14 protein-coding genes are annotated in these 14,706 nt (G+C 71.0%); 5 read left to right on the forward strand and 9 right to left on the reverse strand.

Going from position 1 to position 14,706, the window contains the following annotated elements; translation table 11 throughout:
* Positions 1 to 65 precede the first annotated feature (65 nt).
* Positions 66 to 458, forward strand: a complete 393-nt coding sequence (locus tag ACIHFB_RS22150; RefSeq protein ID WP_400127675.1) for a winged helix-turn-helix transcriptional regulator — start codon at positions 66 to 68, stop codon at positions 456 to 458.
* Between the two features lie 90 nt (positions 459 to 548).
* Here ACIHFB_RS22150 and ACIHFB_RS22155 read toward each other — a convergent pair whose 3' ends face one another.
* From ACIHFB_RS22155 to ACIHFB_RS22175, 5 genes are all read right to left on the reverse strand, one after another.
* The gene (locus ACIHFB_RS22155) at positions 549 to 950 is read right to left on the reverse strand and encodes a hypothetical protein (protein ID WP_365272092.1); all 402 of its coding nucleotides are present in this window, start codon (positions 948 to 950) and stop codon (positions 549 to 551) included.
* Between the two features lie 294 nt (positions 951 to 1,244).
* Positions 1,245 to 2,459 (reverse strand): cytochrome P450, encoded by a 1,215-nt coding sequence (locus tag ACIHFB_RS22160; protein ID WP_365272095.1) that lies wholly within the window; start codon positions 2,457 to 2,459, stop codon positions 1,245 to 1,247.
* A gap of 229 nt (positions 2,460 to 2,688) precedes the next feature.
* Entirely contained in the window at positions 2,689 to 3,831 is a 1,143-nt protein-coding gene (locus tag ACIHFB_RS22165; protein WP_400127676.1) for a serine hydrolase domain-containing protein, read from the reverse strand.
* A gap of 146 nt (positions 3,832 to 3,977) precedes the next feature.
* Positions 3,978 to 4,637: a response regulator transcription factor gene (locus ACIHFB_RS22170; protein ID WP_365272100.1), complete on the reverse strand. Its 660-nt coding sequence runs from the start codon at positions 4,635 to 4,637 to the stop codon at positions 3,978 to 3,980.
* The gene (locus ACIHFB_RS22175) at positions 4,625 to 5,914 is read right to left on the reverse strand and encodes a sensor histidine kinase (protein WP_400127677.1); all 1,290 of its coding nucleotides are present in this window, start codon (positions 5,912 to 5,914) and stop codon (positions 4,625 to 4,627) included. Before ACIHFB_RS22175 ends, ACIHFB_RS22170 begins: the two co-directional genes overlap by 13 nt.
* 177 nt (positions 5,915 to 6,091) lie before the next feature.
* Between ACIHFB_RS22175 and ACIHFB_RS22180 the strand changes: the two genes are divergently transcribed.
* Genes ACIHFB_RS22180 through ACIHFB_RS22190 form a run of 3 tightly spaced genes read left to right on the forward strand, consistent with a single transcriptional unit; the run spans position 6,092 to position 9,621 of the window.
* Entirely contained in the window at positions 6,092 to 6,328 is a 237-nt protein-coding gene (locus ACIHFB_RS22180; RefSeq protein ID WP_365272103.1) for a hypothetical protein, read from the forward strand.
* The gene (locus ACIHFB_RS22185; protein WP_400127678.1) at positions 6,325 to 7,092 is read left to right on the forward strand and encodes an ABC transporter ATP-binding protein; all 768 of its coding nucleotides are present in this window, start codon (positions 6,325 to 6,327) and stop codon (positions 7,090 to 7,092) included. The genes ACIHFB_RS22180 and ACIHFB_RS22185 overlap by 4 nt, the downstream gene beginning before the upstream one ends.
* Positions 7,093 to 7,095: 3 nt before the next feature.
* Positions 7,096 to 9,621 carry an FtsX-like permease family protein gene (locus ACIHFB_RS22190; RefSeq protein ID WP_365272109.1) on the forward strand — a complete coding sequence of 842 codons (2,526 nt, stop codon included), beginning with the start codon at positions 7,096 to 7,098 and terminating at the stop codon, positions 9,619 to 9,621.
* 53 nt (positions 9,622 to 9,674) lie between these two features.
* Here the strand turns inward: ACIHFB_RS22190 and ACIHFB_RS22195 are convergent, their stop codons facing one another.
* The 4 genes from ACIHFB_RS22195 to ACIHFB_RS22210 form a co-directional block, all read right to left on the reverse strand.
* On the reverse strand, positions 9,675 to 9,935 hold the full coding sequence (locus ACIHFB_RS22195) for an SCO5918 family protein (RefSeq protein WP_365272111.1): 261 nt from the start codon (positions 9,933 to 9,935) through the stop codon (positions 9,675 to 9,677).
* An 83-nt stretch (positions 9,936 to 10,018) separates the two neighbouring features.
* Positions 10,019 to 11,503, reverse strand: a complete 1,485-nt coding sequence (locus tag ACIHFB_RS22200; protein ID WP_365272114.1) for a DEAD/DEAH box helicase — start codon at positions 11,501 to 11,503, stop codon at positions 10,019 to 10,021.
* Positions 11,504 to 11,689: 186 nt separating this feature from the next.
* On the reverse strand, positions 11,690 to 11,893 hold the full coding sequence (locus ACIHFB_RS22205) for a cold-shock protein (protein ID WP_365272116.1): 204 nt from the start codon (positions 11,891 to 11,893) through the stop codon (positions 11,690 to 11,692).
* 329 nt (positions 11,894 to 12,222) lie between these two features.
* Positions 12,223 to 13,113, reverse strand: a complete 891-nt coding sequence (locus ACIHFB_RS22210) for a DUF4394 domain-containing protein (RefSeq protein ID WP_400127679.1) — start codon at positions 13,111 to 13,113, stop codon at positions 12,223 to 12,225.
* A 289-nt stretch (positions 13,114 to 13,402) separates the two neighbouring features.
* Between ACIHFB_RS22210 and ACIHFB_RS22215 the strand changes: the two genes are divergently transcribed.
* Positions 13,403 to 14,602 carry a PucR family transcriptional regulator gene (locus ACIHFB_RS22215; protein ID WP_400127680.1) on the forward strand — a complete coding sequence of 400 codons (1,200 nt, stop codon included), beginning with the start codon at positions 13,403 to 13,405 and terminating at the stop codon, positions 14,600 to 14,602.
* The last annotated feature ends 104 nt before the right edge of the window (positions 14,603 to 14,706 follow it).

The following is a 14,706-nucleotide window of genomic DNA, read 5'->3' on the forward strand; positions in this document are numbered from 1 at the left end:
CGATGAGAGGACGCTAACAGCATCGGTATAGTAGGTACCTAGAGGAAAGTGACTACCTCAGGGGGATGTGCATGGCCACCGAAGCGAAGACCTGGACGCCGGTCTCCGACCCCGAACTCGCCTGTCCCATCAGCCCGGTCGTGGACATCGTCTTCAGCCGCTGGACCACACCGATCCTGTGGAGCCTCCACACCTACGGCCGGCAGCGCTTCGTCGAGCTGGAGCGGGGCATCTCGAAGATCACGCCGAAGGTGCTCACCCAGCGGCTGCGGCAACTGGAGCGCGACGGCCTGGTCATGCGCACGTACCACCCGGAGGTCCCGCCCCGGGTCGAGTACGAGATCACCGACCTCGGCCGCAGCCTCGCCCCCCTCTTCGCCCACCTCGCCGAATGGGCGACGGACAACCTGCCCAAGGTCGACCGGGCCCGACAGGACTACGACACCGAGGCGTCCTGACCCGTCACGGTGCGCAGACATCCTTGAACGCCTCGGCCGCGGCGTCGTCGACGGCATGGAGGGACCCTTTCGGTGTGGGTGTCGATGAGGTCAGGCCGAGGCCCGGTGCGCGCCCGCGCTCGCGGCCCGCTTGCGGCGGCCCGTGACGAGGCCGCCTGCCGCGCCCAGGGAGACCAGGCCCATGCCGGCGGCGGCCATGATTCCCTTCGGGCCGTCCATGGTGAGGTAGCAGACCGCGGCCAAGCCGCCGTTGAACAGGAACAGGAACCACAGCACCGGACGGGCCGACAGGAACGCCTTGATCCTCGGCTTCCTCGCTATCTGCGAGCCGGCGAGGAGGGAGACGGCGATACCGGCGTAGGTGGCGATGTCCTTCTGCGTCCCGTCCAGGACGGCTCCGGAGGCGGAGCCCGCGGCGAGACCGCCGACGAAGAACGACCAGAGCAGCAGGTCGGCGGCGAACGACTTCAGGGTGGTGGGCTTCGAGCGCACGGCAGTGTCCTCAGGGGAGGGGCGTGGGGCCGGTACGCCCCGGGATCGGTTGCGATCTCTGCCGTCAACGATCCCGGGCCACGCCCGCCGCCACGAGGGAGCGGCCTCCCGAAGGGATGGTGCAGCCCGCTACACCACGGTCCCTACCCCTGAACACAACTCCGCCCAAACGCCACCAGGTTCACGCAGGCCCACGACAGCGCCCCAAAGGGGCGCGGGGAACTGCGCGACCAGCCCCCACGGCGCCGCAGCCGAAAAGCGACCCAAACCACCCCACCCCGGCGGAGCGCACCGTCACCAACTGACAGGCAACTCGTACACCCCGTAAATGAACCCGTCATGCTTGAAGGGAATGTCGTCGACGCCCGCCGCCAGACGCAGGGTCGGGATACGCCGGTAAAGGGTGCTGTACACGACCTGAAGCTCCATGCGCGCCAGCGACTGCCCGAGGCACTGGTGGATGCCGTAGCCGAAGGTGACATGCCGCCGGGCGTCGCGCCCGAGATCGAGTCCGTCGGGGTCGTCGCCGAACACGCCGGCGTCCCGGTTGGCGGTCTCGTTGACGACGACGATTCCCTCGCCGGCGCGGATGGCCTGGCCGCCGATCTCGAGGTCCTCCAGCGCCGCCCGCCGCGTACCGCCGTGCGTGATGGTCAGATAGCGCAGCAGCTCGTCCACCGCGCCGGCGACGAACTTCGGGTCGTCGCTCTCCCGCAGAAGGGCCAGCTGGTCGGGGTGTTCCAGCAGGGCGAGCGTGCCCAACGCGATCATGTTCGCGGTGGTCTCGTGCCCTGCGAACAGCATCAGCACGCCCATCTGCACCGCTTCCTCGCGGGACAGTTCACCGTCCTTGATCCGCTCGGTCAGCCCGGAGAGCAGGTCGTCGCCGGGGGCGTCGAGCTTGTCGCCGACCAGGCCGTCCAGGTACATGTACAGCCGGATCATGGCCTCCCGCCGCTCCTCTCCGGTGGAGTCGCGGTTGATGATGACCTTGCTGTTGCGCTGGAAGAAGTCATGGCTGTCGTACGGCACTCCGAGCAGTGCGCAGATCACCAGCGAGGGCACGGGCAATGCGAACGCCTCGACCAGGTCGGCCGGGTTCGGGCCCGCCAGCACGGCGTCTATCTGCTCGTCCACGATCCGCTGCGCGACCGGCCGCATCGCCTCGACCCGCTTGACGGAGAACGCGCCGGTGACCATCCGCCGCAGCCGGGCGTGTTCGGGGTCGTCCATCAGGATGAAGCTGAGCGCGGGCGCCGTCTGGTCGGCGTGGACCTCCGAGGGGGAGAGCCTGGGCATGCCGGGGGTGCCCGGGACGACGCTGACCCTCGGGTCGCTCAGTACGGCCCGGTGCTCGGCGTATCCGGTGACCAGCCACGGGGTGCTGCCGTCCCACAGCCGCACCCGGACCACCGGCCCCTCCTTCTGCCGGGCGCGCATGGCGGGCGCGGGATCGAAGGGGCAGCCCGGCGCCCTGCTCGTCCCGAACTCCGGAACCGTGTCGGCCATCGGCTTCTCCATCGGCGTTCCCTTCGACTCATGGACGCAACTCATGGGCGCAACTTGGACGCAACTCATGGGCTCAGCGCGGTACTTGACCATGGTGGTCGTGGCGCGGTGCGGCACGAAAGGAGGGATGCGGCCGGGTTCTGTGAAGACCCGGAACGCGGCGTTCCGGGTCCTTTCAGCAGTTATCCGGCTGTTGTCAGGCCATTGTCAGAATTCTGTCAGGCTTGTGTCAGGCGCAGAGCTCTGAGTCGATCAGCTCGTTCTGCGCGTGCTCGGTGGACAGGTCGGCCGCTCCGTCGCCGGTGACCGCGAGGACGACGACCCGGCGGCCGTCGGTGCTGACGCCGTTGCGGGTGGTGTAGCCGGGGAAGTCGCCGGGATGGCTGTAATACGCCCCACCGCAGGAGAGCGGGATCCGCAGCAGGCCGAGGCCGTAAGCGGCGCCGGGCCAGACGACGTCCAGGTCCGGGGCGGGCACGGTCGTCCTCATCGCCTTCAGCTCGGCCGGCCGGAGAAGCTGCCCGCCGAGGAGCGCCCGGTAGAAGCGGGTCAGATCGGCCGCCGTACTGATCATGGCGCCCGCCGCTCCGGCCGCGGTCGGGTTGACCTCGGTGACGTCGATCGTCGCGCCGGAGTCGCCGAAGTCGGAGTAGCCGTGCATGTGTCGGCCGCGGATCCGGGTCTCGGTGGTCGGGGCGGACGTGTTGCGCAGGTACAGCGGCTCGATGACGCGATGGGTCACTTCCTGCTGCCAGCTGTGGCCGGTGACCTTCTTGATGATCATTCCGGCGACGATGTAACCCGTGTTCGAGTACGACCACTTGGTGCCTGGCTCGAAGTCCGGCCGGTGCCTCATCGCGATCTCGACCAGCTGCTCGTCGGTCCAGGTGGTGTACCGGCCGGCCTCGAAGCCGTCCACACTGGCGAGCACCGGGAAGTCCGCCGTGTAGTTGAACAGCCCGCTGGTGTGCTGGAGCAGCTGCCGTACGGTGATCCTGCTGCCGTCGTTGCCGTTGCCGGAGACGACGCCCGGCAGCCAGTCCTCGACGGTGTCGTCCAGCGACAGCCGCCCCTCTCCGGCCAGTTGCAGCACCACCGTGGCGACGAACGTCTTGCTCGCGCTGGCGATCCGGAACCGGTCGCCGGGGCGCACGGCCGCGCCGGTGGCGGTGTCGGTCTCGCCCGCGGTGACGGAGCGCGATCCGCGCGGGCCGGTCGAGCGGGCCAGGGCGCCGACGGTCCCGGCCTCCAGCACGGCGTTCACCCGGTCCCGCAGCGAGTCCTGGGGAGTCCCGGTCGCGGCGGACGCGGTGGGGATCGTCAGGACGGACGCGGCGATCACGGCGACCAGGGCCGTGGCGGTGAGCTTCATGGCGTGTGCTCCTTGCGGGTCGGTGTCCGCACCGCTCTCCGCGATGCCGACACCAACGTAGGAACCCGCCGGCTTCCGGGCGATCTCGCCAACGGGCGTCTGCGCGGTGGTGGTCGGGGCCGTACCGGGGTACGGCCTGCTGTACCTCAGCCCCGCTGCCGTACGTCCTCCAGATAGCGCAGGACCGCGGCGACCCGCCGGTCCAGCTGGTCCGTCGGCGACAGGTCGAGCTTGGCGAAGATGCTGCGGATGTGCTTGTGCACGGCCCCGTCGGTGACGACCAGCCGCCCGGCGATGGCGCTGTTGCCGAGCCCCTCCGCCATCAGCGCGAGCACGTCCCGCTCCCGGGGGCTGAGCCGTTCCAGCCGGGTGTCCTGACGGCTGCGGGTGAACAGCTGGGCGACCACCTCGGGGTCGATGGCGGTGCCGCCCGCCGCCACGCGCCGCAGTGCGTCCAGGAACTCCTCGACCCGGCCCACCCGTTCCTTCAGCAGATAGCCGAGCCCGCCCACTCCGCCGCCCAGCAGATCGCTGGCGAAGCTCTGCTCGACGTAGGCCGACAGCACCAGCACGGCGAGATCGGGCCGCCGGCGCCGCGCCTCGACCGCGGCCACGATCCCCTCGTCGGTGTGCGTCGGCGGCATGCGTACGTCGAGGATGGCGACGTCGGGCTTGTGCTCGTCGATGGCGTCCAGGATGCCGTCGGGGGTGCCGGCGGTGGCCACGACGTCCAGACCCTCGGCGCGTAGCAGCAGGGCGAGGCCCTCCCGCAGCAAGGGGTCGTCCTCGGCGATCACAATCCGCATGGCAGTTCCACTTCCAGAGTTGTCGGGCCGCCCTTGGGGCTGGTCAGGGCGAGGGTGCCGTCGAGGGCCGCGATCCGGCGGCGGATGCCGGTCAGTCCGGAGCCGCCTTCCTCGTCGGCGCCGCCCCGGCCGTCGTCGGTGACGGTCAGTTGCAGCAGGCCGCCGCGGCTGCGCACGGTGACGGTGGCGTGGTCGGCCTGGCTGTGCTTGGCGATGTTGGTGAGGGCCTCGGCGACCACGAAGTAGGCGGTGGCCTCGACGGAAGCGGCGCACCGGGCGGGCGCGTCGACGTCGATCCGGCAGGGCACGGCGCAGGACGCGGCGAGGCCGCTGAGGGCGCCCGCGAGTCCGCGGTCGGCGAGCACCGGCGGCAGGATGCCGCGGGCGACCTCGCGGAGTTCGGCGAGGGCCTGCTCGGCGGCGCCCTGGGCGCGTTCGAGGAGTTCGTCGGCGCCCGCCGGGTCGCGGGCCACCATGCGGCGGGCGGCGCCCAGCAGCACGGTGACGGTGACGATCCGGTTCTGGGTGCCGTCGTGCAACGAACGCTCGATACGGCGCAGTTCGGTGGCGTGCGCGTCCAGCGCGGCGGCCCGGGTCGCGGTGAGCTCGGCGACCCGCAGGGACAGGTCCACATCGGGTCCGGCGGACAGCAGCCGCCGTCCCGGTGCCGCCTGTAGGCGTGCCATGCCCGGGGTGAGCCCCAGGATGATCGCGATCCAGCCCAGTCCGAGCAGCGAGACGGCGAGGGCGTCCGGCCAGGACTGCGCGGGATCGAACCCCAGGGACGTGCTGTTGGTGTCCTTCGGCATCAGCTGCCAGTACGCCGGGAACAGTCCGTCGCGTACGGCCATCAGCGGCAGCAGCACGCCGAACAGGCCCAGCAGGAAGCCCAGCGTGGCGTGGCGCACCAGCCAGCGCAGCTCACGCCGGGTGGTGGTGTCGACGAGGGCGAGCCGCAGCCGTGTCGGTGCCGGGCCGGGGCCGATGACCTCGGGCCCCCAGCGGCCGAGCCGGGCGCGTTCGCGGCCGGCCAGCGAGTGCAGGGCGCGCAGCACCCTGGGCGCCATCAGCAGCCCGATGCCCAGCGGAACGGTGACCGCGGCCAGCACCAGCCACAGCAGGACGGCCAGCGCGACGGCGGCCGTACCGAGCCCGCCGGCGAGCTGTTCGAGCGCGGCGACGGCCGCACCGGCCGCGCGGACGAAGGTCTCCCGGATGCCGGGGCGCGCGGGGGCGGCCTTCTTGCCGTCGGTGATGTCGGCGGGTTCGGCGTGCACGTCGACGACCCTAGGGGGTCGCCCGGTTCGCCGTCAGGCGGAGAAGGGCTGAGGAAGGCGGAGGGGAGCGAAAGTACAGCCTGCTGTACCCCGAACCGGGCGGCCTGCGGGCTCGGAGACAGGGGGTCACGATCCGTAGCTTCGGTGACCGACAGCGGATCGCCGAAGGAGCAGGCCATGACGACCACCGACCCCTACCGGATCACCACCGACACCAAGAGCCCGCAGCAGCGCGCCCTCTCCGGCGGCGACCTCGCCCGGACGATCCTCTGGGTCGTGCTGGTGATCAGCGTGGTCGGCAACATGGCCGCCTCCTACACCGGCGCCGCGACCCACATCCACCTCGCCAGCGGCACGGTCACCGCGCTCTGTGCGACCGCGCTCGTCATCCAGCGGCTGCGGGGCCGGCGATGAGGACGCCGTTCGCGGGAGCCTCCCGCTCCTCCACCGTGACGGGTCCCGCGCCCGCCATCGCGCTGGCCCACGTCAGCAAGACGTATGCGGGCGGCGTACGAGCCCTGGACGACGTGTCGTTGACGGTGGCGCACGGCACCTTCCTCGCCGTGATGGGGCCCTCCGGATCCGGCAAGAGCACGCTGATGCACTGTGCCGCCGGGCTCGACTCCCCGACCGAGGGCAGCATCGCCATCGACGGCCATGAGATCGGCGGCCTGAACGAGACCCGCCGCACCGAACTGCGCCGTGAGCGCATCGGCTTCGTGTTCCAGTCCTACAACCTCGTGCCCTCCCTCAGCATCGCCGACAACATCACCCTGCCGCTGCGCCTCGCGGGCCGCGCCCCCGACAAGGAGTGGCTGATGACGCTGGTGGAGCGCGTCGGACTGGCCGACCGGCTCGGCCACCGGCCCGCCGAACTCTCCGGCGGCCAGCAGCAACGCGCCGCCATCGTGCGGGCGTTGGTCGCCAGACCGGCCGTCGTGTTCGCCGACGAGCCGACCGGCGCACTGGATCTGCGCACCGCCCACCAGGTGCTGAACCTGCTCCGTGAACTGGTCGACGAACTCCGTCAGACGGTCGTGATGGTCACCCATGACCCGGCCGCCGCAGCCCAGGCCCACCAGGCCCTGGTCATGGCCGACGGGAGGGTGACTCAGACGCTCCACCGACCCACCGCACCCGAACTGGCCGCCCGTCTCGTCGCGTTGGGAGAGATGTAGGTCATGTTCCATCTCGCGGTTCGCATGGCCGGTCACCGGATCACCGCGCTCCTCGCGGTGGCCTGCGCGGTCCTCGGCGGCGCGGCGCTCATCACCGGCACCGGTGTCCTCGCCGAGTCCGGCCTCCGCTCCCAGCTCCCCACCGGGCGCCTCGGCGGCGCGGCGGTCGTGGTCTCCACCGACCAGAACTACCGCCCCGCCGGCGATCTGCCGATCGCGCTGCCGGAGCGCGGGACGGTCCCGGCCGCAACTGTCGACGACCTCTCCCGGCTGCCGGGCGTCACCGAGGCCGTCGGCGACATCGGCTTCCCCGCCGTCCTCGTCGACGCCCGCGGCCAGGTCGTACCGACCGGGGAACCGCAGACCGCGGGACACGGCTGGTCCGCCACGCAGTTGCTGCCGGACGCCGAGGTCGAGGGCACCGCGCCCACCGGATCCGGCGAGGTCGCCGTGGACGGCGCGACCGCGCGGGCCGCCGGAGCCCGGGTCGGCGAGCGCGTGCGGATCGTCGCGGTGGGCCGCCCCGTCGCCGACTACCGTCTCTCCGCGGTCGTCGACGCACCCGGCGCCGGAATCCTCTTCGCCGATACGACGGCTCGACAGCTGTCCGGCGGCGACACCGTCGACCTGGTCGCCCTGCGCACCGAACCCGGCGCCGAGGACGAGGTAGCCGCCGCGGCCCGCGACAAGGTGCGGGGCACCGGCCTGACGGTGTCCACCGGTGCCGACCGGGGAGACGTCGAGTCCCCCGGCGCCGGAGCGGCCCGCTCCCTGCTGATCCTGCTCGCCGGTTCGCTGGCCGGCATCGTCCTGCTGATCATCGGCTTCGTCATGGCGAGCGCGCTGGCCGTGGCGGTCGGCGGGCAGCGGCGCGACCTCGCCCTGATGCGGGCCGTGGGCGCAACCCCCAAGCAGATACGGCGACTTGCCGCCACCCAGGCCACCATCGTCGCGGGCGGGGCCATGGTGCCGGGAGTGGCCCTCGGCTATCTGCTGGCCGGTCGGTTCCGCGATCTCCTGGTCGGCCGCGGAGTGCTCCCGGACGCCCTGCCGCTGACCCTGAGCCCGATCCCCGCGGCCGCCACGATCCTGCTGCTGGGCGCCGCGGTCCAGGTGTCGGCCCGGAGCGCCGCATGGCGTACCTCGCGCTTGCCGGCCACCGAGGCGGTCGCGGAGTCCCGCAGCGAACCCCGCACCCCGTCGAGGCTGCGCACCCGCTGCGGCCTGCTGCTGATCGTCGCCGCCACCGCTCTCTCCGCCGTCCCGCTGCTGAGCCGCACGGTCCTCGCCTCCACGGCCACCTCCCTCGCCGGGATCTTCGGCGCGATCGGCCTCGCCCTCGCGGGCCCCGCCCTGGTCCGGCGTCTCGGCGACACCGCGGCCCGCCGTCTGCGGCCCGGCGTCTCGGCGCCGACCTGGCTGGCGGTGTCGAACATCCGCGGGTACGCCATGCGGCTCGCGGGCGTCGTCAGCGCCCTCGCGATGGCGGTCGTGTTCGTGCTGACGTACACCTTCACCCAGACCACCGTGATGGCGGCCACCGCGCAGGACGTCTCCACCGGCACCCTCGCCCAGCAGCGCCTGACCGCACCCGGCCTCGGCGGACTGCCCGCCGACGCGCTGTCCGCCGTACGCGACACCGACGGCGTACGAGCGGCCGCCCCCGTCAGCTCCACGACCGTGGTGTGGCCCTACAAAATGTTCGGCGAGGACGAGGTCGAGTCCGCCACGGCGACGATCCTCACGCCGGACGCGGGGTCGGTGCTCGACCTCGGGGTACGGGAGGGCAGCCTGGACCGGTTGACCGGGGACACCGTCGCCGTCAGCAGCGAGGTCGCGCGTACGCGCGGGGCGGAGCTGGGCAGGATCGTGCGGCTGGTGCTGGGTGACGGCACCCGTGTCGAGGCGGAGATCGTCGCCGTCTACGACCGCGGCCTCGGCTTCGGGCCGGTGGTCCTGTCCCGCCAACTCGCCGAGGGGCATACGACCGCCGGGCTCGACCAGAGCATCCTCGTCCGCACGGACGGCACCGAAGCGGCGGACCGCAACCTCGCCGCGACGGCAGCGGCGCAGCCCGGCCTGGTGCTCGAACCGACCGACACCGGCGACACAGACGGCCTGAGCGACGCGCCGCCCGAGGTCTGGATCAACCTGGCCGTCATCGTCGTACTCCTCGGCTACCTGCTCCTGAGCATCGCCAACAAGCTCGTCGCCACCACCGCCCAGCGCCGGAACGAGATCGCCACGCTCCGCCTGAACGGCACCACGCCCCGCCAGATCCTCGCGATGATGCGCCGCGAGGCCGCGGTGATCGGCACGGCGGCCCTCACCACAGGCGTCCTGCTGTCGGTGATCCCACTGACCCTGCTCGGCCTCGGCTTCCTCGACCGCCCCTGGCCCGCCGGCCCGCCCTGGCTCCTGCCCGCCCTCGCCGTCCTGATCCTCTGCACGGCCTTCCTCACCGTCGAACTACCCACCCGCCAGGCCCTGCGGACCACACCGGCGGATGCGCTGTCGGTGCGGGAGTGAGGGCGCCGGCGGTACGAGCGGCTGGGCGGGACCGAGGCGTCGGGTGGTCGCGGCTACGGGAACGAGGGAGGCGAGACCTCGGTGCCCGTGCGGCAGGTGAAGCCGAGTGCGGTCATGGCCCGGGTGACCTCGGCGGCGGAGAAGTCGCGGCGGTCCTGCCCGGTGACGATCTGGCCGACCTGCTTGACGGGGTACTGGCGGCGGCCGATGATCACGGACTCACCCGTGACCGGCTCCGGCTCGACCCCCGTCATCGAGTCGATGACACCACTCTTGGTCAGCTCGAACGGGAAACGGGCGATGATGACGCGCATGATGCCTCTCAGGGGGTCAGGGGGGTCAGCGGGTTGTCACGGGGAGGGGAGCGGGGCGGAACCCCTGATCACGACGGCCCGGTTCATGCGGCCGGGTCGTTGACGGACCGGCGCCGGTCCGTGCGCCGCCTCGGCTGCCCACCACGGCCCCCGCGGCGGGCCCGGGGTGCGGAAGCGGCGGCGGCCCTGGGGCGTTCCGTGGCCGGCACGGTGATGGTGACCGGGACGCCCGAGGGGGTCCGGGCGCCGGTGATGTCACTCAGCTCCGCCGCGCCGGAACGTACGCGCGTGGTGCGGGCGTTGACCCCGGCGGCAGCCATCATCCGGCTCACGTCGCGCTGTTGGTCGGGCGTCGCCAGGGTGACGACACTGCCGGACTCACCGGCACGGGCCGTACGGCCGCCACGGTGCAGGTAGTCCTTGGGGTCGGTGGGCGGATCCACGTTCACGACCAGATCGAGGTTGTCGACGTGGATGCCCCGTGCCGCGACATTCGTGGCCACCAGCACGGTCACGTGCCCGTCCTTGAACTGCGCCAGGGTCCGGGTGCGCTGGGACTGGGACCTGCCGCCGTGCAGCACGGCGGCGCGCACACCGCTGTTCAGCAGGTGCTTGGTCAGCCGGTCGGCCGCGTGCTTGGTGTCCAGGAACATGATCACGCGTCCCTCGCGGGCCGCGATCTCGGTGGTCGTCTGCCGCTTGTCCTCGGTCTGCACATGGAGCACGTGGTGCTCCATGGTGGTGACCGCGCCCGCGGACGGGTCCACCGAGTGGACCACCGGGTCGCTGAGGTAGCGGCGGACGAGCCGGTCGACGTTGCGGTCCAGGGTGGCGGAGAACAGCATCCGCTGACCCCCGGGACGCACCTGGTCGAGCAGCGCCGTGACCTGCGGCATGAAGCCCATGTCGGCCATCTGGTCGGCCTCGTCCAGGACGGTGATGTCGACCTGGTCCAGGCGGCAGTCGCCTCGGTCGATCATGTCCTTGAGCCGTCCCGGCGTCGCGACGACGACGTCCACCCCGGCCCGCAGCGCCGAGGCCTGCCGGCCGATCGACAGACCGCCGACCACGGTGGTCATCCGCAGCCGCACCGCCTTGGCGTAGGGGGTCAGCGCGTCGGTCACCTGCTGGGCCAGCTCACGGGTGGGCACGAGGACCAGGGCCAGCGGCTGCCGGGGCTCGGCCCGCCGGCCGGCCATACGGGAGAGCAGCGCCAGGCCGAAGGCGAGGGTCTTGCCCGAACCGGTGCGGCCACGGCCGAGTACGTCCCGCCCCGCCAGGGAGTTCGGCAGGGTCGCCGCCTGGATCGGGAAGGGAACGGTCACGCCTGCGGTGCCGAGCGCGGTCAGCAGCGGCGTCGGCATCGCGAGGTCGGCGAACGCCTCGACGGCGGGCAGCGCGGGGGTGATCGACTCGGGCAGCGCGAATTCGCCCTGCTGGGGCACGGTGGTACGGCGTCGGGCGTTGCCCTTGCCTGCGCCGGAATGGGCGTTGCCCTTCCCCGTGCCGGAGCGGGTCGTTCGTGTGCGGGACACACGGTCGTTCGTACGCGTGCGGTTTCGATTCATGCGAAATCTTCCTTGACGTGGCACGCATCAAGGAATTCCCGCAGCGAATGACCAGCGCGGTGAATTGCGAGAACGAGCCTGAGTGAATTGTGAATGAGCTGTGCGAGTCCGCGCCCCGAAGTTCGGAACGCGAGCTGGGGCCCGCACCCCAAGGTGCGGGCCCCAGCTGCGAAGCAGGTGTCGGCGTCAGGCAGGAACGATGTTCTCGGCCGTCGGGCCCTTCTGGCCCTGCGCGATGTCGAAGGTCACCTTCTGGCCTTCCAGCAGCTCACGGAAGCCCTGGGTGGCGATGTTCGAGTAGTGGGCGAAGACGTCGGGGCCGCCGCCGTCCTGCGCGATGAAGCCGAAGCCCTTTTCCGCGTTGAACCACTTCACGGTGCCAGCAGCCATGTCATATCTCCTTAGGGGTGGTGCGTCGGAGCCCGCACTGTGCGGACTCCGTGTCGTCGCGATGATTACCCCGCCGGAAATACAACCGGTAAGACAAAGCGCCGCCGCCGCTGCGATGGAGCGGCGGCGGCGCTGAAGTTTTGGGAACCACAACTACAACTGGCTCGACGGTATCACGACGCGATCGGCCGTGCGCAGCACGTGATTTTTGTCCCTCTTGCTCGGGAGATGAAAATGGTCATCACACACCCAGGAATCCGGACCGACGCCGGACCGCAGAGCGGTCTGCCGGACAGGTGAGTGTCCGGCAGACCGCCCTGGGAGCCCGCTCAGCTTCCCGTGAGGGAGATGGCCAGGTCCGTGATGTTGATGGGGAACTTGGACGTGACGGCGTCGGACACGAGCGTGGCCTCGCCGGTGAAGATGTTGATGCTGTAGAGGGAGGGCCTGTTGGCGCCGGGGACGGTGAGCGCGGCGAAGACGGCGTTGCTGACCGTCTTGCCGCCCGACAGGGTGCTGAAGATGTCCATGCCCGCGTTGATCTGCGCGTCGATGCCGAGGCTGCCGGTCGCTGACAGCGTGCCGTTGTTGGCCGGGGACTGGATGACGACCTGGTCGCTGGTCGTGTTGATGTCGAACAGCGTGGTCGCGGTGGCCCCGTTGAGGTCGTTGTTCGTGTAGGCGGCGGCGGAGACGCCCTTGGTCGTGCCCTCGATCGGCGGGGTGGTGAGGTTCAGGTCCTGGATGGTCGTGTGGTCGTTGAGGTTGTGCCGCAGGTTCTGGCCGTTGTCGCTGATCACGCGCAGTCGGTCGGCGGCCGGGTTGAAGTCGACGCCGAAGTTCGTGCCGTTCAGCGTGTACTGGAGCTGGGACACCTTGGTGATCTGGACGTCCGTGGTGGCCGGCGGGGTCTTGATCGTGTAGATGCCGCCCTGGTTGCCGACGCCGTACATCAGCCCGTTCTGCACCCGGAAGTCGATGCCGATCAGAGCCGTGTCGCCACTGAGCCCGATGATGTCCCTGACCCAGTCGTTCACGTTCGGCCTGTCGGTGGTGAACGTGGCCATCTGGGTGCCGTCACCGGTGATCCCGAAGGCCCGCAGACTGGGGGTGGCGGCGGGGGCGGCCGAGCCGGCGCCGGGTGCGCTCACCAGGAGCGCCGCTGAAATGGACAGGACCGCGGCCGCCGCCGCGAGTCTCTTCCTGATTCCTGCATTCATCGCTGTTTCCCTCCCGTTTGATCGAACGCCAACGAATGTCATCGAATGCAATCGCAGGCGCAACGCGAATCTCTGCGAGTGCGAATTTCGAAGTGATGGCGGCTCCCATTTAGCCGCCTTCACGGCAGCTCCACAACCGGATCGGCCCACAACGCCCGCCTGGTCAGCGAACTTTGCGCACCGTGACAAATGCTCCGGTGAACCGACGCTCTTCGAATCACGCGAAGTGATAAACCGCGTCCGGATTTCGTCTGTCGAGCCGCTCACCTGCGATGAGAGGCTCCCGCCCATGGGGAGCCTTTTCGCCGAACTGGCCCGGCAGGCGTCGACCAACGCCCGCCGCGAGGTCGAGACGTATGCACGTGAGATTCCGGAGTTCCGTTTTCTGGATGCGAACCCGCGGGCCAGGTCCGAGACCATGGAGTACTCGGTGTGGCTCCGGCGCCGGACGATCGAACTGTCCCCGGACAACAGTGAGCTGTCCGCCGACGACCTCGGCTACATCGCGCGCATCGGCGAGGTCCGGGCCGGTGCCGGAATGTCCTCGGATTCACGGCAGCGGGTGCTGCGGCTGCACACCGCGCTCATGCTGCGCGACATCCACGAGGCGACCGAGAGCCGGCGCGGTGGCGATGTCGAGGAACTCATGCAGGTGATGACCTGGTTCGCCCCTCAGGGCGACCGCGGCATCGTCGCCTACCGTCAGGGGTTCGTGACGGTGCTGCGCCGCCGGCTGCCGTACGTCGAACAGGTCGCCCTGCTGGCCAGGTCGCTGCTGACCGGCGACCCCATGGCCACGGACCTCGCCCCCGCCCTCGACCTGGAACTCCCCGACTTCTGCGCCGTGACGGTGATCCGGGTCCCGGACCGCCCCGCCGGTGACCGCGAACTCGACGACGAGATCGAGACGTTGGTGAAGACCCACCGGGCGCCGGTCGTGTGGTGCCCGGCGGCCGGGACGCGGGGTGGTGAGCTGATCGCCGTGACTCCGTGTCCGGACGAGGAGTTACGACCGTCCCCCGCGCCCGTGGCGGATCTCGTCCGGGACTTCGCCGAGGCCCTCGGCCGCCCCTGCGCCGCGGGCACCGCCACCGCACCCCTCGCCGAACTCCCCGACGCCCTCGAACGGGCCCGCCGGATCAGCAGGGCGGCCCCTCTGGGGAAGCCGTCCCCCCGACTGCGGCCGCACACCATGGCGGACGTCTTCGTCGAACTCGCCGTCGCGGACGTGCCGTTCATCGACACCTGGCTCCACTCCGTGGCCCGACGCCTCACCCCCGGCCCGGACCTCGTCATCACCCTCGACGCCTACTACACCCACGACATGAACCGCGGCACAGCATCCGCCGCCCTCAACATCCACCCCCGCACCCTGGACTACCGCCTGCGCCGGGTGCGGGAACTCACCGGCATCGATCCGGGTTCGGCGCATGGCGTACGCACGCTCAGTGTGGTCGTCCGGCGGCGGTTGTCGGGGGCGTGGGGCTGAGGGGGTCGCGGCGCGTGGCGGCTGGTCTCTTGGGCTACGGAGCCTGGCGGTCGCCCCCTTCGGCGGCTTTGCCATCTCTTTACAACCCGGTCCGCTGCTCCCTC

This window comes from Streptomyces sp. NPDC051963, assembly GCF_044593495.1.
In the GTDB taxonomy this organism is placed as follows: domain Bacteria; phylum Actinomycetota; class Actinomycetes; order Streptomycetales; family Streptomycetaceae; genus Streptomyces.